26 protein-coding genes are annotated in these 20,531 nt (G+C 41.7%); 21 read left to right on the forward strand and 5 right to left on the reverse strand.

The annotated features are described in order from the left end of the window. The first annotated feature begins 692 nt into the window (after positions 1-692). The 4 genes from RMZ41_RS30485 to RMZ41_RS30500 all read left to right on the forward strand — a co-directional run bounded on the left by RMZ41_RS30485 (position 693) and on the right by RMZ41_RS30500 (position 4,107). Positions 693-1,082: a hypothetical protein gene (locus RMZ41_RS30485; RefSeq protein WP_322640451.1), complete on the forward strand. Its 390-nt coding sequence runs from the start codon at positions 693-695 to the stop codon at positions 1,080-1,082. Between the two features lie 449 nt (positions 1,083-1,531). Further along, positions 1,532-2,278, forward strand: a complete 747-nt coding sequence (locus tag RMZ41_RS30490) for a GDSL-type esterase/lipase family protein (RefSeq protein ID WP_322640450.1) — start codon at positions 1,532-1,534, stop codon at positions 2,276-2,278. Between the two features lie 215 nt (positions 2,279-2,493). After that, on the forward strand, positions 2,494-2,928 hold the full coding sequence (locus RMZ41_RS30495; RefSeq protein WP_322640449.1) for a hypothetical protein: 435 nt from the start codon (positions 2,494-2,496) through the stop codon (positions 2,926-2,928). Between the two features lie 639 nt (positions 2,929-3,567). After that, complete coding sequence (locus RMZ41_RS30500; RefSeq protein WP_322640448.1) at positions 3,568-4,107, forward strand: DUF3172 domain-containing protein; 540 nt, start codon at positions 3,568-3,570, stop codon at positions 4,105-4,107. Between the two features lie 68 nt (positions 4,108-4,175). Here the strand turns inward: RMZ41_RS30500 and RMZ41_RS30505 are convergent, their stop codons facing one another. The 4 genes from RMZ41_RS30505 to RMZ41_RS30520 form a co-directional block, all read right to left on the reverse strand. After that, positions 4,176-5,015 (reverse strand): AMIN domain-containing protein, encoded by an 840-nt coding sequence (locus RMZ41_RS30505; protein ID WP_322640447.1) that lies wholly within the window; start codon positions 5,013-5,015, stop codon positions 4,176-4,178. A gap of 86 nt (positions 5,016-5,101) precedes the next feature. Further along, the gene (locus RMZ41_RS30510; protein ID WP_322640446.1) at positions 5,102-5,602 is read right to left on the reverse strand and encodes a hypothetical protein; all 501 of its coding nucleotides are present in this window, start codon (positions 5,600-5,602) and stop codon (positions 5,102-5,104) included. Next, on the reverse strand, positions 5,599-7,818 hold the full coding sequence (locus RMZ41_RS30515) for a cation:proton antiporter (RefSeq protein WP_322640445.1): 2,220 nt from the start codon (positions 7,816-7,818) through the stop codon (positions 5,599-5,601). The genes RMZ41_RS30510 and RMZ41_RS30515 overlap by 4 nt, the downstream gene beginning before the upstream one ends. A 164-nt stretch (positions 7,819-7,982) precedes the next feature. Beyond that, positions 7,983-9,272: a cation:proton antiporter gene (locus tag RMZ41_RS30520; protein ID WP_322640444.1), complete on the reverse strand. Its 1,290-nt coding sequence runs from the start codon at positions 9,270-9,272 to the stop codon at positions 7,983-7,985. Between the two features lie 547 nt (positions 9,273-9,819). Here RMZ41_RS30520 and RMZ41_RS30525 point away from each other — a divergent pair. Next, positions 9,820-10,647: an ABC transporter permease gene (locus RMZ41_RS30525; protein WP_322640443.1), complete on the forward strand. Its 828-nt coding sequence runs from the start codon at positions 9,820-9,822 to the stop codon at positions 10,645-10,647. A 130-nt stretch (positions 10,648-10,777) separates the two neighbouring features. On the opposite strand, the gene RMZ41_RS30530 is transcribed toward RMZ41_RS30525, so the two are convergent. Then, positions 10,778-11,254: an NAD(P)H-quinone oxidoreductase subunit N gene (locus tag RMZ41_RS30530; RefSeq protein ID WP_322640442.1), complete on the reverse strand. Its 477-nt coding sequence runs from the start codon at positions 11,252-11,254 to the stop codon at positions 10,778-10,780. Positions 11,255-12,166: 912 nt separating this feature from the next. On the opposite strand from RMZ41_RS30530, the gene rplC reads away from it, so the two are divergent. The 16 genes from rplC to rplR all read left to right on the forward strand — a co-directional run bounded on the left by rplC (position 12,167) and on the right by rplR (position 20,472). Next, positions 12,167-12,802: a 50S ribosomal protein L3 gene (gene rplC / locus RMZ41_RS30535; RefSeq protein ID WP_322640441.1), complete on the forward strand. Its 636-nt coding sequence runs from the start codon at positions 12,167-12,169 to the stop codon at positions 12,800-12,802. Positions 12,803-12,936: 134 nt separating this feature from the next. Continuing rightward, positions 12,937-13,575, forward strand: a complete 639-nt coding sequence (gene rplD / locus RMZ41_RS30540) for a 50S ribosomal protein L4 (RefSeq protein WP_322640453.1) — start codon at positions 12,937-12,939, stop codon at positions 13,573-13,575. Continuing rightward, positions 13,568-13,882: a 50S ribosomal protein L23 gene (locus RMZ41_RS30545; protein ID WP_094328461.1), complete on the forward strand. Its 315-nt coding sequence runs from the start codon at positions 13,568-13,570 to the stop codon at positions 13,880-13,882. The genes rplD and RMZ41_RS30545 overlap by 8 nt, the downstream gene beginning before the upstream one ends. Before the next feature lie 110 nt (positions 13,883-13,992). Continuing rightward, complete coding sequence (gene rplB / locus RMZ41_RS30550) at positions 13,993-14,856, forward strand: 50S ribosomal protein L2 (protein ID WP_094342452.1); 864 nt, start codon at positions 13,993-13,995, stop codon at positions 14,854-14,856. A 161-nt stretch (positions 14,857-15,017) separates the two neighbouring features. Next, on the forward strand, positions 15,018-15,296 hold the full coding sequence (rpsS, locus tag RMZ41_RS30555) for a 30S ribosomal protein S19 (RefSeq protein ID WP_012410721.1): 279 nt from the start codon (positions 15,018-15,020) through the stop codon (positions 15,294-15,296). An 80-nt stretch (positions 15,297-15,376) separates the two neighbouring features. Then, a complete protein-coding gene (gene rplV / locus RMZ41_RS30560; protein ID WP_069070777.1) occupies positions 15,377-15,733 on the forward strand; it encodes a 50S ribosomal protein L22 in 357 nt (118 codons plus the stop codon). 48 nt (positions 15,734-15,781) lie between these two features. Then, positions 15,782-16,567, forward strand: coding sequence for a 30S ribosomal protein S3 (gene rpsC / locus RMZ41_RS30565; RefSeq protein ID WP_322640440.1), 786 nt, complete (start codon positions 15,782-15,784; stop codon positions 16,565-16,567). A gap of 104 nt (positions 16,568-16,671) precedes the next feature. After that, the gene (rplP, locus tag RMZ41_RS30570) at positions 16,672-17,097 is read left to right on the forward strand and encodes a 50S ribosomal protein L16 (RefSeq protein WP_229450956.1); all 426 of its coding nucleotides are present in this window, start codon (positions 16,672-16,674) and stop codon (positions 17,095-17,097) included. A gap of 3 nt (positions 17,098-17,100) precedes the next feature. After that, positions 17,101-17,328: a 50S ribosomal protein L29 gene (gene rpmC, locus RMZ41_RS30575; protein WP_322640439.1), complete on the forward strand. Its 228-nt coding sequence runs from the start codon at positions 17,101-17,103 to the stop codon at positions 17,326-17,328. 6 nt (positions 17,329-17,334) lie between these two features. After that, the gene (gene rpsQ / locus RMZ41_RS30580; RefSeq protein ID WP_094328457.1) at positions 17,335-17,583 is read left to right on the forward strand and encodes a 30S ribosomal protein S17; all 249 of its coding nucleotides are present in this window, start codon (positions 17,335-17,337) and stop codon (positions 17,581-17,583) included. Between the two features lie 46 nt (positions 17,584-17,629). Beyond that, a complete protein-coding gene (gene rplN, locus RMZ41_RS30585; protein WP_012410715.1) occupies positions 17,630-17,998 on the forward strand; it encodes a 50S ribosomal protein L14 in 369 nt (122 codons plus the stop codon). Further along, positions 17,998-18,351 (forward strand): 50S ribosomal protein L24, encoded by a 354-nt coding sequence (gene rplX / locus RMZ41_RS30590; protein WP_012410714.1) that lies wholly within the window; start codon positions 17,998-18,000, stop codon positions 18,349-18,351. The genes rplN and rplX overlap by 1 nt, the downstream gene beginning before the upstream one ends. A gap of 116 nt (positions 18,352-18,467) precedes the next feature. Beyond that, on the forward strand, positions 18,468-19,016 hold the full coding sequence (rplE, locus tag RMZ41_RS30595; RefSeq protein ID WP_322640438.1) for a 50S ribosomal protein L5: 549 nt from the start codon (positions 18,468-18,470) through the stop codon (positions 19,014-19,016). 20 nt (positions 19,017-19,036) lie between these two features. Then, on the forward strand, positions 19,037-19,438 hold the full coding sequence (gene rpsH / locus RMZ41_RS30600; protein WP_012410712.1) for a 30S ribosomal protein S8: 402 nt from the start codon (positions 19,037-19,039) through the stop codon (positions 19,436-19,438). Between the two features lie 120 nt (positions 19,439-19,558). Further along, complete coding sequence (gene rplF / locus RMZ41_RS30605) at positions 19,559-20,107, forward strand: 50S ribosomal protein L6 (protein WP_322640437.1); 549 nt, start codon at positions 19,559-19,561, stop codon at positions 20,105-20,107. A gap of 2 nt (positions 20,108-20,109) precedes the next feature. After that, positions 20,110-20,472: a 50S ribosomal protein L18 gene (rplR, locus tag RMZ41_RS30610; protein WP_094328454.1), complete on the forward strand. Its 363-nt coding sequence runs from the start codon at positions 20,110-20,112 to the stop codon at positions 20,470-20,472. Positions 20,473-20,531: the final 59 nt, after the last annotated feature.

The following is a 20,531-nucleotide window of genomic DNA, read 5'->3' on the forward strand; positions in this document are numbered from 1 at the left end:
TTTTTGAGGAGGAGGAATCTGTTAGTTCTAATGCAACATTTTAGCTGTGTCAGTCCACTACAAATACTTAGATTTTTTAGAAATCAAATATGATTCCTATAGCATATTCAAAAATCAAAGTGTATTCTTATTGAGCTTTAATATCTATTAGAAAATTTCATAAATATTTTTAGATGGATATATTTTAACATAAAAATATTTATTTTTAACTCAATTATCTAATTTCTTCCCTTGGATATATAACTCACAAATTACAAGCAAAACTATTGGCAGATATAGCTGAGGGTTTATTTTGCTAAACCTATAATTAAAAGCTTGCAAAGCTTGCAAATATTAAAATTAAATTCCTGCTAATGAAATCTAGTCTATGTAGTAATTTCTTATGAATTAAACAATATATATCAACAAACATAATTTACATATATTCTTTTTTACTCACATCCCTTGATATCTAAATCTTTAAGATAGAAAATTTTAAACATTTGTGAAGATTGGGTAGAATCAAAGTTTTTTAAAAAGTTACTGACTTTTATTTTTTAATCAAGAATCATATATTCATATTCCAGATCAAGAGCCTAATTAACATAATGACGATGGAAAAGTAATAAATTTGAAATTTTCTGCAATAACTAATTATTCACCTAGCATTCAAAAATCAAGGCATTAAAGACATATAGCAAAAGGTAAAAAATATGTATCACGAGCAAATCTTGCAAAAAACTATATTAGCCAATAGTAATTTATATCAAGTAGTAAAGAGTGGAGAAAAGAACGAGCAAGCACAAACCCATGAATTAACTATCCCTGATATAGCGGTATCTTTATCTCCTGTTGGGTTTATAATTGGTTGGATAGCTTTTTTCGTAATCATGCAAAAAATTCGGGCATTTTTAAATAATAAAATGTCTTTTACCGTCAACAAATTACACAAGCTTCCCTGTAAGAACTGCCGTTTTTATTCTAATAATCATTATCTAAAATGTGCGGTAAATCCTTCTATTGTTCTCACAGAAGAAGCGATGAATTGCTCTGAATACTCACCCAGCAATAAAAAAAACTCCACCAAAAATCCCTTTGATTAGGAATCAAAACTATTAATTTTATGATATTTCTCGTTTCTACAGCACTGTAGGCAAATATTAATATATGCTATATGCGAACTTGCCCTTCACTATTTAATTCTCGCACTTATTTGGCAAATTGCTTAAGTATAAGCTATTGTAACCATCACCTATTCACATCTAAAATAAATAGAACTTACGCACGAGTTAAGGAATAACGTATATGCAAAGCAGCTTGCCATAAGATGCCACAAAAGCGCAAAAAATACTGATAAAATAGGAGTTTGAGAGCTATTTTGCATGAATCCGTGGTGCGATCGCTCTAGTCGTTTTGAGTCTCAACTACGACAATATTAACCTTGCAACTATATCAAAAATTAGAAAACTCATAGATGCTTAGACATTAAGTATAGCCATCTATGGTATAGAAATGTATAGAATCTTGTAAAGATATAAAATATAGTTGTTAAATGCACACATTTCTAGCTTCTTCCTCAATGCAGCTGTCTGTACCACCAAATCACTTTCAGCCAATGAAGATTGTCGCACTGGGGGACAGCTTAATTTATGGATTCGGCGATCCAGAAAAGGGAGGCTGGATCGAGCAACTACGGCGATGGTGGATGTTGCCGGATAGCCCTGGTCACATTCTCTATAATTTAGGGGTAAGAGGCGATCGCACGCAACAAGTAGCACAAAGACTAGAAGTTGAATTTCGCCATCGTGGTGAACTGCGAAATCGTGTCCCCGACTTGATTATTTTATCTGTAGGCGTGAATGACTCAGCGCGGTTAGCGCGTCGTGATGGGCGAAGTTACACAGATTTCACCCTATTTGAAAAAGAAATTGCCTCTCTGCTAGATTTAGCACAGCAACTCTGCCCTGTGTTATTTGTAGGCATGGTGCCAGTAGATGAAACCAAGATGCCATTTTTGGATTGTTTTTACTATAATCATACTGATCAGTACCGCTATAAAGAAGCAACTCGAATTGCTTGTACCAAAAGGCAGATTCCCTATTTGGATATTTTTGAGCAGTGGATGGAACGTGGTGAAAATTGGCGGCTCAAACACTTGAGTGAAGATGGCCTTCATCCCAATACACTCGGTTATCAAGCTTTGTTAGAAGATGTGATAAATTGGGATGCAATACACTCAGTAAGCTTTGCCAATGCAGCTTATCATTCTCAATTTAATTATCATCTGAAACCATCTTAATAATATAGATATGTTGGTGCTTTCGCATTTGCCTATATCCTTATATTTGCCATACTCACAAAAAGCACCACAATCTTGCTAAATTTTCAACGAAAGTAGACATAACATCCTTTTACAATCAATCTATAAAAACTCTAACAGACTAGATTAATAGGGTTTCTACTCCTAATTATTGTACAGACGCGATTAATCGCGTCTCCTAACTCATCAATTTTATGACACCAACTTTATTTGGTCGTTGGCAAACTCGATTATTATTACTTGCAACAGTGGGCGTACTCGTATCTTTACCTTTTGCAATGGGTTGGATTGGCCCTGGCGCTAACTCGGTTTATTTCTGGATACTTGCTTATGTCGCCATATTTGGCTTAGGTTGGGATGTGCTTTATAACTATCTGCAAAAATCTCGCTGGGACAGGGATTGGCCCGCAGCTTATCAACTTTTAGCAGGGATATGGGAATTAGTATTTGTATTTTGTGGAGTAAAATTGTTTGGTTTTTTGCCAATACCTTTACCTAAAGAAGAATTACCATTAGCAGTTTTTTTATTGCACTATAGCATTGTGTGGCTAACAGTCTTTATTAGTTCACAAAGCCTGATGCGAATTATCTTTCTCCGTTGGCGTTTCCGGGGTGGAGAGTGGTTGTAATATCACAAAAAAGTTGATCGCTAGCTGTGGAGTTTGATCACACTTTACAAAAAATACAAAAGATTTTGTTGTTTTAATTAATTAACTTGTTGAGAAAACTAATAAGTATGTTTAATTGATGCTAATGATTAAGTAAAGATTATGAAATCCTGCTTGAGACAACCAAAATATTCATTTATATAGCCATAATTCATTTAATGCTCAAGCAATTTACCTGGTGAAAAGCACCGAACAGAAAGCTTTCAGATATATGATAAACAATGTAAAATTGATATTAGCTCGTAATCAGGGCTTAACCCTAAATTTATATAGGAATCCGGTTTGATTTGGAGAAAATATCCGTAGGATGTGAGCGCAAAGAGTACGGCATCAAACCCGTGATAATAGTGCGTTACGAACTCTCTTCTAACACACTCTACAATACCTAATTTGGTTCAAAAATCAAATAGTAATCCTATAACTACCAAACTTTTCATTATTTACACACACTATAATTTAGATATTTGATATTTTTCTCAATTAACAAGAAGATCGCAAAGAAAATTGCAGGCAATTACAGTCCAGACTAGGCATACTGAAAAGAGAGAAGAAAATTTAGACCACTCCCTAAAAAATCGACGTGAAGGTGATTAAGCAACAATGAGACGTAAAACCACTGGTAGATCGGCTACTACTTCTAAACCCTCTATTTTCCAATCCCCTATGTTTAACCTCTTCACCATCGCAATTATGGGAGGAGTGTTAATTTTGGGAATTGGAATTGGTATTGCTTTTAGTTCTACAACCACGTTGGCCCCATCAAATGTGGCTTCCCGTGAATTTATTGATACCAAAGCACCAAACCCTGAAATTTGTGTCCAGTACGGAGCTAGCGCGATGGTGATGGACGCTAGACTGTTTGTTACTCTCAACCCTTTTAATGTTTATGTTGCCCAACCGAGTATGCGTCCTGGATGCGTGATTCGACAAAATAACTGGGCACTTTTAGAGAACCGTAAACTGGTTACATCCGATCAGGTAAGAGATTGCAAAAATCGTCTAAATACCTTCGGATTCACAGGTAACTTGGACAGTGGCCAACCTGATATTAGGTGTATATATCAAAATGAAGCTGCTCAAAACTTCTTTACGGCTCAACCTGGAGCAGTTGGAACACCTCAAGAAACTGATAGATTTTAGATTTGGGAATTGGGAATTGGGAATGGGGCATTGGTTATTAACTCTTGTCGCCCTGTTTCGCCTGCTCCCTATCTATTTTTAGGAAGGGGCTGACCAAACTCGATTACCTGGGGATTGGAAACATTGGGGTTTGTCGGAACTGGAGATTCCGATAGACCCGAAGGAGGAATGTTATTCAAGTTATTAGTTTGAGTTGAGAAAGAGGCAGGGGGAAGAATCAAAGCAGGTTGTTGAGAAGATGTATTCGGAGTTAGGGGAGGTACAGTGACAAAAGGCTGTGCTGAGTTATTAGTAATTGTTGAGGGTAGGTTATTTGATATAGGCGGAATTGTGAGTAAGGGCGCTTGTAAATTAGTAGTGGTTACAGGTAGGTTGCTAGGCGGTTGTGGTTGATATGGTGTTTGAGGTTGTTTCTTGGGTGAAGATGGGGAGTTTCCTGGTTTCACGGCAGTAGTTTTACCATAACTAACCGGACGTAATACCCAACGAGTGGAATTTTTTCGGGAAACGGGTTGCAGTTGTACCTGTTTGGGATTAAAAACAATCCCTGGTGCTAAATCTAAGACAATGCGTGTGTCCTTCTCGTTCAGTTGAGAAACGCGAATACTTTTGATTGCTCCAGAATAATTTTGTTGTGTGGAAACTTTACCCAACTTAGTATTAGGTAAATCGACAACAAGGCGAGAGGGTTGGGCTAAGTAGAAATAATGAGGGATTGTACCTGCTGAGAGAGTGATTTCAAGTTGTTGTGTTTTTGGGGAAAACCGCCACTTATCTAGCTTTGCTATTGGTGTAACAGCAGTAGTGCAAGGTTCGAGGGCGATCGCTGCACAAAAGCTTAATAGACTGATACTAAATAGCTGCTTGCGCCATTGGCAAAATTGCCTAGTCTTTAGTCCTTGATCCATTATTTTTATCTGCTCCATAAAACCCATACAATGCGCTCACATTGCTGTTTTCTTCGCCCTTTAAACTCTACTTCCCACTCCCCAATTCATAACTTTTGAGATTTTTCCTCAGCTTTTTCAGGCACAGCGGTAAATTTTAGAGTTTGTGGAATGCCACTTACGCTTAATTGACCTGTCACATTACCTTTATCAACAAGTTGCATTTGAATTGTGACTGAATTCAGAGGATCGTTTTGGGGACGAGGAATATTACAAAGGATTGATCTACCAACTTTTCCAGATAAATTTAACTGTTTATTTTTGAAGATACCTGCCAGAGAGTGCTTATCATCAGTATCGGCTTTAGCGTTAGCCGGTAATACAGAGGCATTTAAGTAAATACCCGACTGCTGAATGTTTAACGTTAGAGTATCCGATTTTTCACAGTTCGGCAAATTTTCTGACAAGGTTAGACGATAGCGACCGTTAACTGGCAAAGGAGCCTTAAGATTGTTTTCCCCATAAACACTTACAGTTCTAAACAACAGTAGTACTGAACCTATCGCTACTGCGTAAAAAGCCAAGGATTTGAACTTGAAATGATTCATAATTTCAATTCCTCAATGGTTGGCTCTTGACTACTAACTTCAGGAAGCATAGAGGCAAGGTGGGCACTGACTTGACTGTAGCGGCGAGTAATCAACAGGGAAGAACGACATTGGATCGCTAGTTGATCTGTATATCTTCCCAAAGTTTGGCGCTCAATACCCCAAGCGCGGCTAGTACCAGCAATAGTTAAATCAACACCTTCCGAGGCTTGAATTACAGCTTGGATTGGTTCTGGGGCTTCGATAATTTTGATTTCAATGCGATCGCGTACACTGGTGGGCAATTGTTCCATCATCGTGTGTAGTTCGTAACTCAATTCTTCCCTAGTATGATTTGGCACTATCTGTAATATCTGCAACATACAAGTCTCGCCATTGATTAGCAGCCTCAGAGCTAGTATTAGTGCTAAATCATCATGTATATTTGCAGAATAAGGTACGAGTAAATTTTCTAATCGCTCTTTGCCTTTATCTATAAATACTGCTACATCTACTGGTGCAGTAGTAAGCATTTGTCCGACTCGTCCACCTAAACGATTACTACTAAAAGCTGGCCGATGCCAGCCCACGAGAATTAAATCAGCTTGTTCTAATGTGGCAATCTGTGCTGTTTCGCGGGCAACATTACTGGATATACGAACTATAGGATGCACACAAGAACGAGTTTCTGGCGGTTCGAGAGTATTAATCAATTCTTCTAACTGACGGTGACGCTGGGCGATTAATCGGTCTGCTTCAACTGGAGTACTTTCAAAGGCGTAGTCTTCTTGAAATTCAATCAGGCTGAGGGGATTAACAATGGCAGGATATCGATAATTGAGAGCAGCACCGACGGCCGGCTGCGCCAAAGCTACTGCTAACTGTACTAAACCTTTTTGGGTACTTGGATTAGCCACTGGTACTAAAATTCGGAAAGGATGAGGCGAAGGTTCACTGACAGCAGAGGTGTCTATACCTGTTTCTGCTTCCGACTCCGGTTCTACAACATCTAACCTGATCAGCTTCTTCGGATATGTCCATTCCAGCAGTGGCGAGGTCATGAATGTAGTTACCAATGCCATAATTACCAGCATGGTAAATATTAAGGGGGAAATCACCCCTAACTCTAGACCAATGTTTAGTACAATCAGTTCGGTTAAACCACGAGTATTCATTAACCAACCGAGTGCTGAGGCTTCGCGTTTACTAATGCCACTAACACGGGCTGCGACATAAGTACCAATATATTTGCCTGCGATCGCCACTCCTAAAACCAACGCACACAAAAGCCACAATTCTGGACGGTTCAACAAGCCAATCTGTGTTTTTAAGCCACTGTAGGCAAAAAATATTGGTAACAAAAATATCAAGACAAAATCTTCGGTTTTTACAGCCAGTTCCCGAACTAAATCTTCGTTTTTAGGCATGGCTGCTCCCAGTAAAAATGCCCCAAAAATTAAGTGAATACCAATTAGTTCGGTAATTAGCGCTGACGCAACCACCGCCATATAAATCCCAGCTAGCAGTAATTGGCTGAGTCGTCCCGCACGCAGGTAGTGTTTGGCAAGGCGTTGGAGCAACCAACGTCCCGCCGTCAACATCAAGCCGATGTAGACGATGCTGGCGAGAATTGTGGGTATAGCACCAGCAAAGTCACCAGTTCTAGCTACTGCGATCGCTACTGCTAACACACACCAAGCTGTCACATCGTCCACGGCTGCACAAGTTAACGCCAATGTTCCTAAACGTGTTCCTTGTAAATTGTTTTCAGTAATGATTCGTGCTAACACCGGAAAGGCAGTAATCGACATTGCTGCCCCTAAAAACAAAGCAAAGGCGGTGAAGGATACACTAGCGTTGGAAACTAGGGGATAAAGGATTACTGCTAGCAATGTCCCTAAAGAAAACGGCACTAAAATGCTGACATGAGAAGTTAAAACTGCTACTTCTAATTGCCCACTGAGATATTTTGGATTTAGTTCTAGTCCAATCAGAAACATAAAAAATATTAGTCCCACCTGAGACAAAACATTTAAAAAAGGAAAAGTTTCTGGTGGGAATACGGTAACTGCTACATCAGGAGCAACTAAACCAAACAAGGATGGGCCAAGCATAATCCCAGCGACAATTTCACCAATTACCAAAGGTTGTTTAATGGAACGGAATCCTAGCCCTACTAGCCGTGAAAGTCCAATAACAATCAGTACTTCAACCAGAACGAGAATAACTATGTGCATGGTTTCCTCACAATTAACTATCTGGTTTCTCTCAGATGATTCTTTAAAAGACTATAAAATGTCAGTTTTGTTAGATATCGCTAGAGTTTAAGCGAATAAATTTACTCAGTCCCTATGTAATTAATATCAGTAAATTTGCACTTAAATTTTCTATTTATATTTATTTAAGTAGAAAAATTATCATAGCTTGTGCCGTGCAATAAAAAGGCAATTAGTGGTGATGCCATAAGTGTAGTAATAACTGCCATAATAACCATTATAGTGAATAAAGTCGGGGTAATTATACCTTGTTCAAGACCGATATTGAGGATGATTAATTCCATCAAACCACGAGCATTCATCAGAGCGCCGATAGTTGCAGATTCACGCCAATTTTCTCCCGCCAATTTTGCAGCCAGCATACAAGCAATACCTTTGCCAAGAATTGCGATCGCAATAATTAACAGCGTAATTCCCCACAAAGTGGGCGTGTTGACTAATCCAATTTGAGTATTTAGTCCAGAGAAGACAAAAAATATTGGTAGCAAAAAAGAAGTAGTTAAAAACTCAGTATATTGACGAATTTGTTGGGCAAATTCTCCGCGTGGTGTCACTGCTCCCAATACAAAAGCACCAAATATTGCATAGATACCTGTGATATCAGTAAACCATGCACAAAACATCAAAATTATCAACATCAAAGTCAGAGTTTGTCTGTTTACACCTGCATCACGTTTTGTCATGCGTGTAAATGCTCTCAGTAGAGGTTGACCGAGAAAAATTGCAAATAGCACGTAGCAAATACCACCACCAATTGCTAATATGGCAATACTCAAAGAATTTTTTACGCTAGCCAAAACGATCGCCAGCAGACACCAAGCAACAGCATCATCTACTGATGCTGCACCTAAAGCCAAAGTACCGAAACGGGTTTGTGTAAGACCGCGTTCGTAAAGAATACGAGCTAACATCGGAAATGCTGTAATTGTCATCGATGCACCTAGATACAAAGCCGCTGACCAAGGCATAACTTTGGGTTGAAAGAAATCACCATTGTGATAAAACCAAAAAGATGCGATCGCTCCTAAAATAAAAGGAGTAATAATCCCAGCAGCAGATAGCAAACTTGCACTTTTGATATGATGTTTTAAGAGTTTGGTGTTGAACTCTAAACCAATCAAAAACATATAAATTACCAACCCAATCTGGCTGATAGCATATAAAATCGACATTGATGGATTGGGTATCTTAACTCCTACAGCAGTGATTATGGGAAGCTTGGGGAAAAGCCATTGCTGAAAATCCGGTGCAATCAATCCCAAAAGTGATGGCCCTAGCATCACACCTGCAATCATTTCGCAAACAACATCGGTTTGACCAAGATAGCGCCGTCCTAAAATGGTGACGATGCGACAAGTAGCTAAAATAACTGTGAGTTGCAAAAATAGCTGAATAACTAGATCAAAATTCGACATTTCCCTTCCTTAATTTGCGTCTCTGCATTGAAGAATCTTCCCAGACTCGCACACAAATGTATGTCAGTACAACATATTGCATTCATACTTAAATCGCCACTTAATAGTTAAAAATTATACAGCAGGCTCTTTTTGAATTAAGTATAAAGCGACGAGTTTAGAAGCAAAAGGCAGGAACTCTTTATATCTTCGTTTTGAGAGGCAATACCATTTATTTGTGAGGCTGCACCAAATTTCTTGGCTTCTTATTTCTTTCTTTGTGTCGTTTGCGTTGGCGGTGGCGAGTCTTCGTAACCCTACGGGGAGAAAGCTATGTGTAGTGTCTCGTAGAGAGGCTCGTTACTAATTACATGAAGCGGTACTAGCCATCTTTGTCGCCCCGTCAGCTTTACCTAAATTGTAAATATAACCAAAATGCTTAGATTATCTAGATTTTGTGGTTAATTTTTAATTTTTAATAGGAGATATTTCTGTTGCTCCTAGTAATTTACGTGTCAAAGAATGTAAATTAACACTTAATGAAATTTTGATAAGTAGTAGAAAGCACGTGACATATCAAAAAACGCTATTTTCGAATAAGAGGTTCAAAACTTCACAACTTCAAATTCTCCTAGCTGATAGTCTGACTATTTTTTGGGGAGACTGGTTAGATTTACGTGTAAGAATAGTACAAATTGCTGCATCAGGGCTAGTATCTACACTAATATATATTTTAGCTTTTGGTTTAGGTTTGGGTAGTTCCATCAAACCTGGCTCAGGGATTAATAGTAACTATAATAACTATTTGGAATTTATGTTACCCGGAATGGTGGCACTATCGTCGATGACGATAAGCTTTGGTGGAACGACATTTTCGATTTGTGGAGACAGATTATTTAGCAAAACCTTTGAGGAATTGTTATTAACTCCCATACATCCCTTAGCATTGCATATTGGAAAAATGCTAGCGGGAGTAGTGCGGGGGCTGATGACATCTGCTTGCGTGATTTTGATAGCGGTACTGTTGACTGGAAACTGGAATTTCCTCAACCCACTATTTTTACTGTTGGTGGTGCTGAATTGTTCAGTATTTGCTGGATTAGGGGTGATTGTAGGATTGAGTGTGCGATCGCTCGAATCTGTCGGACTCTACAACAATTTTATAATAATTCCCATGTCATTCTTAGGTGCAACTTTCTTTGATCCTGGGACATTACCAGCTGCCCTAAAAGTCGTAGTTTATCTGTTACCGTTAACCTACACCAGCATCGGATTGCGTGCAGCTGCTCATTTACCCTTATCTCAGTTTCCTTGGTATAGCATACCGATTTTATTAGTAATTGCGATCGCATTTTCTTTGTGGGGTGGGTATAAATTCGCTCATCAACAGGACTAAAATAATTTGTAATTCGTAATTCGTAATTCGTAATTTTTTAAAGCCTTAATTAAATCAGCATTATTGAAATGCTGATTTAATATTAAGTCATTAGTTATAAGCAAATGACTAATGACTAATAACATAAGGACTAACTGGCTAACAGAGTTTTTTCTAGAGAAGTCCAACGGAAGGCGCGATCGCCTCCTCTCTCAATTACTACTCTCACTCGTGGTTCTAGCTGAGGCAAATTCGTTAAGTACTCAAGTTCCTCATTGGAAAGAATATGCCCTTCAATAATCCACAAGACCAGCCCTTTTGATTTTGGTGGTAGTTGTTCTAGATGAGAACTGATAATTGGGGGCAAATAGTACACATGACCTACTGCTGCACCACTACCAGTACTTTTCTTACCAAGATGAGGAGGTCTAACTCCATGAATTCTTGTGAGATAGGCAGCTACGTCGCCCAGTCCCCTTGCAGTAATGTGAAGGGTGGTATAGCCAGCAGCGCGTAGTCGGCGCTGATATCGACCTTCATAACCCCCTTCTAAAGGTACATACACCCCAAGAGCGCCAAATTTTTCCAGATCGCGGATTAAACCGTTGCCAGTGGTTATTAGTGCCATAGATTTTAGTCTTATCCCACTTAGATATCTCTATTATTTACCCTGAACCGCTAGATTAAAAGCATTTTATTTGTGCATGGAACATTTGTCATTAATTCTTCTCCCCCATTCCCCAAAAATAACTCTATAAACTACTGGACAAACATAAATAAATAATTTATACTATTAGATTGTGACCAAAAACGCAATTATATAGCTTTTTTACTGTCATTCTGAGATAGTGTTAGCATCAAAAGCTGATGACTTAAATCCAAGTTGGATAATTTGACTCAGAGCGATCGTAGACTGCTAAACTAGTAAAGCTTTCGGGTCAACATTGGAGCTTATGGATAAACAACAAAAGCGAATCCTAAACTCCAAGGTAAATTTACTCCTGTGCCTCTGAAAAAGCGGCGAAATCTTAAACAATAGTTTAAGGTATTTAAGGAAGTAAGACTGAGCAGCAATGTTGGTTTCATGGCATTACGTCAGTCTCAGTTAACGGATACTGGGCGGTAAAACCGCTTAAGTCCAACTGCAACACGGCAGTAGCCAACCTCCGGGAAACCGTTATTAGGGCGTATACAAATCGGAAAACCCGCCGACAGCGCTGCCTCCAAAAAGTGCCAGAGCAATTGCTTGGACGAAAGCATTGCTGCACACAGTTTAAAACTGTAGCGCCTTGCATTGATTCCAGAAGTTACTCCTTCCAAACGGGAAGAAACTTGTAGCTGTTCTGGTGATCTATTGAGTGAAGCTAAACAGATTCACCAAGCAGTACGGACACGGTTTGTTGTGTCCCAAAGCATTTGGATTGGTTTACTGAAACCATTCCAAATTTCGTAGGCTAACCCAGCCTAAATTGATGCGTACAAAGCGTGTCCTCTAGAGTCCAATTCCAAGGTCAGCAAGTAGAAAGGAGAACCAGTTACTGTGTCTGTAGGTATTCTCGGCACCAAGCTGGGCATGACCCAAATATTTGACGAAGCAGGAGTAGCCATTCCTGTGACTGTCATTCAAGCAGGGCCATGCACTGTTACACAAGTTAAAACTAAACAAACCGACGGTTACTTTGCCATTCAAGTTGGTTTTGGCGAAGTTAAACCAAAGTCGCTGAATAGACCATTACTGGGTCATTTGGCTAAATCATCTGCTCCAGCATTGCGTCACCTAAATGAATATCACACCGAAAGTTCTGGTGATTATGCTTTAGGTCAACAGATTAAAGCAGATATTTTTAGTGCAGGTCAAATTGTCGATGTAATCGGCACAAGCATCGGTCGTGGTTTTGCAGGAAACCAGAAGCGCAACAACTTTGGTCGTGGGCCCATGTCACACGGTTCCAAAAACCACAGAGCGCCCGGTTCTATTGGTGCTGGTACAACACCAGGTCGTGTCTATCCAGGTAAGCGGATGGCAGGACGTTTAGGTGGTAAACGCATCACAATCCGTAAGCTGACCATAGTACGAGTTGATGCAGAACGCAATTTATTGCTAATTAAGGGAGCTATTCCTGGTAAACCAGGCGCTCTAGTAAGTGTTGTACCTGCAAAAGTAGTGGGTCAGTAGTCAGTAGTCATTAGTCAATAGTCATTGGCTAAGGACAAATGACAAAAGACCAATGACAAATGACGCCACATACTCCACTTGGGAAGACCCCAAGACCGCAGTGGCTCACAGATGACAAAGGACAGATAACAAAGATGGTTGAAAGCGTAGTTAAAAATTGGCAAGGAGAACAGGTCGGTGAGACGACCTTCGAGTTGCGTACTGCCAAAGAAGAAACAGCGTCCCATATCGTGCATCGCGCCTTAGTACGGCAATTAACCAATGCTCGTCAAGGAAACGCCAGTACAAAAACTCGTTCGGAAGTTAGAGGTGGCGGTCGTAAACCTTGGCGGCAAAAAGGTACTGGTCGCGCTCGTGCAGGGTCTATTCGTTCACCACTGTGGCGTGGTGGTGGTGTGATCTTTGGGCCAAAACCCAGAGACTTTAACCTCAAATTGAACCGCAAAGAGCGACGTTTAGCACTGCGGACAGCATTTGTTAGTCGCATTGACGACTTGATCGTAGTAGAAGAATTTAGCACCGAGCTATCTCGCCCTAAGACTAAAGACTTAGTGGCAGCGCTTACCCGTTGGGGAGTAGCACCAGAAAGCAAGGCACTGTTAATTTTGTCTGAAATCGCGGATACAGATAATGTTTATTTGTCAGCCCGCAACATTGAAAATTTAAAACTTATTGCAGCCGACCAGCTAAATGTTTTTGATTTACTGCACGCTGACAAAATTGTAGTTACGGCATCAGCCCTAGAAAAAATTCAGGAGGTCTACAGTGCCTAGCTTTGACCCCCGCGACCTTGCCGACTTAGTACGTCGCCCAATAGTCACCGAAAAGGCGACTATCTTGATGGAACAGAATAAGTATACCTTTGAAGTAATTCCAAAGGCATCTAAGCCAGAAATCAAGGCTGCGATCGAAGACTTGTTCCAGGTCAAGGTTGTAAAAGTCAACACCACCTTACCACCACGTAAAAAGCGGCGCGTTGGTAAATTCATCGGTTATAAGCCCCAATATAAGCGAGCTATTGTTACAGTCGCACCTGGGGATGAAGAAAAGATTAGACAAGTTCTATTCCCAGAAGTTTAACAAAGTTAGGAGTTAAGAGTTAAAAGTTACTAAGCTCAAGATTCAAGACTCAGCACTCAGCACGGGCTAAACGCACCGCTAACAGCACTCAGCACTCAGCACTTAAAAATATGGGTACTCGTTCTTACCGCCCTTATACCCCCAGCACTCGCCAAGTTACAGTTTCTGACTTTGCGGAAATCACAAAAACCGAGCCAGAAAAATCCTTAACTACCTCAAAGCATCGCGCAAAAGGTCGGAATAATACCGGGCGGATTACCAGTCGTCGCAGGGGTGGCGGACACAAACAACTTTACCGGATCATCGATTTTAAAAGGGATAAACATAATATTCCTGCTAAAGTCGCAGCAATTGAATACGATCCTAACCGTAATGCCCGAATTGCCCTTTTGTATTACCAAGATGGTGAAAAACGGTACATTCTTCATCCCAACGGGTTGAAAGTTGGAACAATAATTATTTCTGGCCCCGAATCTCCTTTTGAAGATGGTAATGCTTTACCTCTATCAAGGATTCCCTTGGGTACTAGCGTTCACAACGTAGAAATGACTCCTGGTAAAGGTGGTCAAATCGTCCGTGCTGCTGGTGCTAGCGCTCAAGTTGTGGCAAAAGAAGGTGATTATGTAACTCTCAAATTGCCTTCAGGAGAAGTCCGCTTAATTCGGCGCGAGTGCTACGCCACCATTGGGCAAGTAGGCAACACCGATGCGAGAAACCTGAGTGCAGGTAAAGCAGGAAGAAATCGCTGGAAAGGTCGCCGTCCGAAGGTTAGGGGTAGCGTCATGAACCCAGTGGATCACCCACATGGTGGTGGTGAAGGTAGAGCGCCTATCGGTAGATCGGGCCCTGTTACACCTTGGGGTAAACCCACATTGGGCGCGAAGACACGCAATCGCAAGAAACTTAGCAGCAAATTCATTGTCCGTCGTCGCCGTAAGTCTTCTAAACGCGGTCGCGGTGGTCGTGAGTCTTAATGAGTACCGAGTAACGAGTGCTGAGTGGAATTCTCAAACTCAACACTTAAAACTCAAGACTCAAAACTTGAGACTCAAAACTTGAGACTCGAAACTAAAACTCAAAACTTAGCACGGGCTAAACGCCCCGCTAACGCTATCAGAACTCAGCACTTAAAAATATGGGTCGTTCTCTAAAAAAAGGTCCTTTCGTTGCGGATCATCTCCTAAAAAAAATTGAAAAGCTCAACGACAATAACAGAAAAGAAGTTATTAAAACTTGGTCAAGAGCTTCGACAATTTTGCCTCTAATGGTAGGTCATACCATAGCTGTTCACAATGGTCGACAACACGTTCCAGTGTTTGTAAATGAACAAATGGTAGGACATAAGTTGGGTGAATTTGCCCCGACACGCACCTACAGAGGTCATGGAAAAAGCGATAAAAAAGCGGGTAGGTAGTCATTAGTTATTAGTCATTAGTCATTAGCTAAAGACAAGTGACAAATGACAAATGACAAATGACAAAATTGGAGAAAATTATGGCTACTAACACTACTGAAGTAAAAGCGATCGCTCGTTTTATCCGCATCTCGGCCTACAAAGTGCGTCGGGTACTCGATCAAATCCGCGGACGATCTTACCGTGAAGCGCTAATCATCCTGGAATTCATGCCCTATCGCGCCACTGAACCCATCTTGAAGGTTCTCAGAAGCGCTGCTGCCAATGCCGAACACAACGCTGGGTTAGATCGGACTCAACTAGTGATTACTCAGGCTTATGCCGATCAAGGGCCGCCCTTGAAGCGGTTCCAGCCAAGAGCGCAAGGTCGAGCTTACCAAATTCGCAAACCGACGTGTCATATTACCGTGGCTGTTGCAGCTGCTCCAGAAAAATAAGCACGTTTACACGAATAAATAAAGTAAAAAATTTTAGAGGAAGTATTCGTGGGACAGAAAATTCATCCAGTTGGTTTTCGCCTGGGTATTACACAAGAACATCAATCCCGTTGGTTTGCCGTTCCTGACCGCTATCCAGAACTTTTACAAGAAGACTACAAACTCCGTCAGTATATAGAACAAAAGCTTGGTAGACAGGCTCAAAACAATGCTGGTATTTCCGAGGTGCGGATTGAGCGCAAAGCCGACCAAATCGACTTAGAAGTACGCACAGCTAGACCTGGTGTAGTAGTAGGACGTGGTGGACAAGGCATCGAATCATTGCGTACCGGACTCCAAGGACTGTTGGGTAGTAATCGCCAAATTCGCATTAACGTAGTTGAAGTTCAACGAGTTGATGCAGATGCCTACCTAATCGCTGAATACATTGCTCAACAATTGGAACGTCGGGTTTCCTTTCGGCGGGTAGTGCGGCAATCAATTCAGCGTGCCCAACGCGCTGGTGTCCAAGGTATTAAAATCCAAGTCGGCGGCCGCCTCAACGGTGCAGAAATTGCCCGGACAGAGTGGACTCGTGAAGGTAGAGTACCTTTACATACCTTACGGGCTGACATTGACTACTCTTATTGCACCGCAAAAACTGTTTACGGCATTTTGGGTATCAAAGTATGGGTGTTTAAGGGAGAAATTATTCCTGGACAGGAAGAAACCCCGCCACCACCTGCAAGCCGCGAACGTGAACAACGCGATCCCCGCGATCGCGAACGTGAACCCCGTCGTCGTCAACAACAACGCCGTCGCCAGCAATTTGAAGACCGCTCAAATGAAGGGTAAACGGGGACTGAGGAATGGGGACTGGGGACTGGGTAAGAATTCTCAATCCCCAATCCCTAATTCCCAATCCCTAATCCCCAGTACCTAGTACCCAGTAGCCAATCATGTTAAGCCCTAGAAGAACTAAATTCCGCAAACAACAGCGCGGACGGATGGAGGGACTAGCCAGCCGTGGTAGCACCCTCAACTTCGGTGATTTTGCACTCCAAGCACAAGAACCTGCTTGGATTACCTCCCGGCAAATCGAGGCTTCTCGTCGGGCAATGACTCGTTATATTCGTCGGGGTGGACAAATCTGGATTCGGATTTTCCCTGATAAACCTGTAACCATGCGTCCTGCTGAAACCCGGATGGGTTCCGGTAAAGGTTCGCCAGAGTTTTGGGTAGCGGTAGTCAAGCCAGGACGAATTTTGTTTGAAATCGGTGGGGTTTCTGAAGAAATCGCCCGTGAAGCTATGCGTTTAGCTTCATTTAAACTGCCTATAAAAACCAAGTTTATTGTGCGCTCTCAACCGCAGGAGCAGGAGTAGCTTATGCCTCTTCCCAAGATTTCAGAAGCTAGAGAATTAAGTGATGAGAAGCTCTCTGATGAAATTGTCGCAATCAAAAGACAATTATTTCAGTTGCGCTTGCAAAAAGCCACAAGACAATTAGAAAAGCCTCATCAGTTCAGACAGGCTCGACACCGCCTAGCCCAATTGCTGACATTAGAGACAGAACGCAAACGGGCAGCAATTAAATCGGCTAAAGAAGAAAAGTAGGAGATTATGGCAGTTAAAGAACGAGTTGGCTTGGTAGTGAGCGATAAAATGCAAAAAACTGTGGTGGTTGCCATAGAAAACCGCGCTCCTCACCCCAAGTACGGCAAGATTGTGGTTAACACCCAACGATATAAAGTTCACGACGAAGAAAATAAGTGTAAAGTAGGCGATCGCGTTCGCATTCAGGAAACTAGACCCCTGAGCAAAACCAAGCGCTGGAAAATCACAGAAGTCCTGAACGTCAAGCCTGCTTAAACCTCATCGTTGTTAGAAACTAACAACACCACAAGGGAGAATAATTGTGATTCAACCCCAGACTTACCTAAATGTTGCAGATAATAGCGGCGCTCGTAAACTAATGTGCATCCGCGTCTTAGGTGGAGGCAACCGCCGTTATGGTTTTATCGGTGATAAAATTATCGCCGTCGTCAAAGATGCTACACCCAACATGGCTGTCAAAAAGTCTGATGTTGTGGAAGCAGTAATTGTCCGCACTCGTAAAGCCGTATCTCGTGACAGTGGCATGAGTATTCGCTTTGATGATAACGCTGCTGTGATTATCAACAAAGACGGTAATCCAAGAGGTACACGGGTTTTTGGCCCAGTTGCCCGGGAACTGCGCGATAAAAACTTTACCAAAATTGTTTCTCTGGCTCCGGAGGTGCTTTAATGGCAACCAAACAGGGTACGCCCAAAGTATTCCACAAAATGCATGTTAAAACTGGCGACACCGTACAAGTGATTGCTGGTAAAGACAAAGGAAAAATTGGTGAAATTGTCCAGGCACTTCCCCAACTGAGTAAAGTCATCGTCAAAGGTGTCAACATCAAGACCAAGCACGTCAAACCCCAGCAAGAAGGGGAATCAGGGCGGATTGTCACCCAGGAATTCCCAATTCATAGCTCCAATGTGATGCTTTATTCCACCAAGCAAAACGTTGCCAGTCGTGTTTGTTATACCTTTACTTCAGAAGGCAAGAAAGTCAGGAAACTCAAGAAAACTGGCGAGATTCTGGATAAATAGTTAGAAGTTAGGAATTAAGAGTTAGGAATTAAATTTAACTCATAACTCATAACTCATAACTCATAACTCATAACTTTGTTCCCTGACCAAGCCCAGGGATATCAGGAAAAAAAACTATGGCGACAACAAGACTCAAAACTCTATATCAAGAGACAATCGTCCCCAAACTGATCAATCAGTTTCAATATACCAACGTTCATCAAGTACCGAAGTTGGTAAAGGTTACTATTAACCGAGGTTTGGGTGAAGCTGCTCAAAATGCGAAGTCGCTGGAAGCATCCATCAACGAAATTGCCCTAGTAACAGGTCAAAAACCAGTAGTGACACGGGCGAAAAAAGCGATCGCTGGCTTTAAGATTCGTCAGGGGATGCCCGTAGGGATCATGGTTACTCTTAGATCCGAGCGGATGTATGCCTTTTTCGACCGACTAGTTAGCCTATCACTACCCAGAATTCGAGATTTTCGCGGCGTTAGCCCTAAAAGCTTTGACGGACGAGGTAACTATACTCTGGGCGTAAGAGAACAGCTAATTTTTCCAGAAGTCGAATACGACAGCGTTGATCAAGTGCGTGGGATGGATATTTCCATCATCACCACAGCAAAAAACGACGAAGAGGGTCGCGCCTTACTTAAAGAATTAGGAATGCCCTTTCGCGATCAGTAAGTTCATCTATAGAGGGAACGATGGCGGCTAACGACACAATTGCAGATATGCTGACGCGCATCCGCAATGCCAACCTGGCGCGGCATCAAACTACACAAGTGCCAGCTACAAAAATGACCCGCAGCATTGCCAAAGTGCTACGGGAGGAAGGCTTTATTGCTGAAATTGAAGAAGCAGAAGAAGGGGTAAAACACAACCTAGTGATTTCCCTAAAATATAAAGGTAAGAATCGTCAGCCTCTAATCACCGCCTTAAAGCGAGTGAGTAAGCCAGGCTTGCGTGTTTACTCCAATAGAAAAGAATTACCAAGAGTACTAGGCGGCATTGGCATTGCCATTATTTCTACATCCAGTGGGATTATGACTGACCGCGAAGCACGTCGTCAGAACTTGGGTGGCGAAGTGCTTTGTTACGTTTGGTAGTCATTGGTCATTAGTCATTTGTCATTAGTCATTGGTCATTTGTCTGAGCAAAGGACAAAAGACAAATAACAAAGGGCAAGTAACAAAGGGCAAAGGACAAATAACAAAGGACAAAAAGTAATGTCTCGTATTGGTAAACGTCCAATTACTATTCCCGCCAAAGTTCAAGTGGCGATCGATGGTACGAATATTGTGGTGAAAGGCCCGAAAGGAGAACTTTCTCGCACTCTCAGAGATAATGTCTCGCTCTCTCAAGAGGGAGAAATATTGTACGTAAATCGTCGGGATGAAACTCGGACATCGAAGCAACTGCACGGCTTGAGCCGTACTTTAGTTGCCAATATGGTCGAGGGAGTTTCCCAAGGTTTTCAGCGCCGTTTGGAAATCCAAGGCGTTGGTTACAGGGCACAAGTTCAAGGGCGTAACCTAGTTTTAAACATGGGTTACAGCCATCAGGTGCAAATTGAACCACCAGAAGGAATTCAGTTTGCAGTCGAAGGTACCACTAACGTAATTGTCAGCGGCTATGACAAAGAAATCGTAGGCAACACAGCCGCAAAAATTCGCGCCGTTCGTCCACCAGAACCTTACAAAGGTAAAGGTATTCGCTATGCCGGTGAAGTGGTAAGACGTAAGGCTGGTAAGACTGGTAAGGGTGGTAAGAAGTAAAAATGAAACTTACTCGTAGAGAATCAAAAAACCGTCGTCATCGCCGCGTTCGTGGCAAAGTTGTTGGCTCCCCAGAACGTCCGCGTTTAGCGGTATTCCGTTCTAATGAGCATATTTATGCCCAGGTAATTGATGATAGTCAGCATCAAACCATAGTGGCAGCATCGACTTTAGAACCAGATTTGAAATCTAGTTTAGCGTCAGGTGCAAACCGGGACGCATCGGTGCAAGTTGGTAAATTGATCGCAGTGCGATCGCTAGAAAAAGGCATCACCAAAGTAGTCTTTGATCGCGGTGGTAACTTATATCATGGTCGTGTCAAAGCCCTAGCTGATGCAGCACGCGAAGCCGGTTTAGATTTCTAAAGTCATTGGTCATTAGTCATTAGTCATTGGACAAATGACAAAAGACAAATGACAAATGA

The sequence above is a fragment of the Nostoc sp. DedVER02 genome (assembly GCF_034530675.2).
GTDB lineage: Bacteria > Cyanobacteriota > Cyanobacteriia > Cyanobacteriales > Nostocaceae > Nostoc.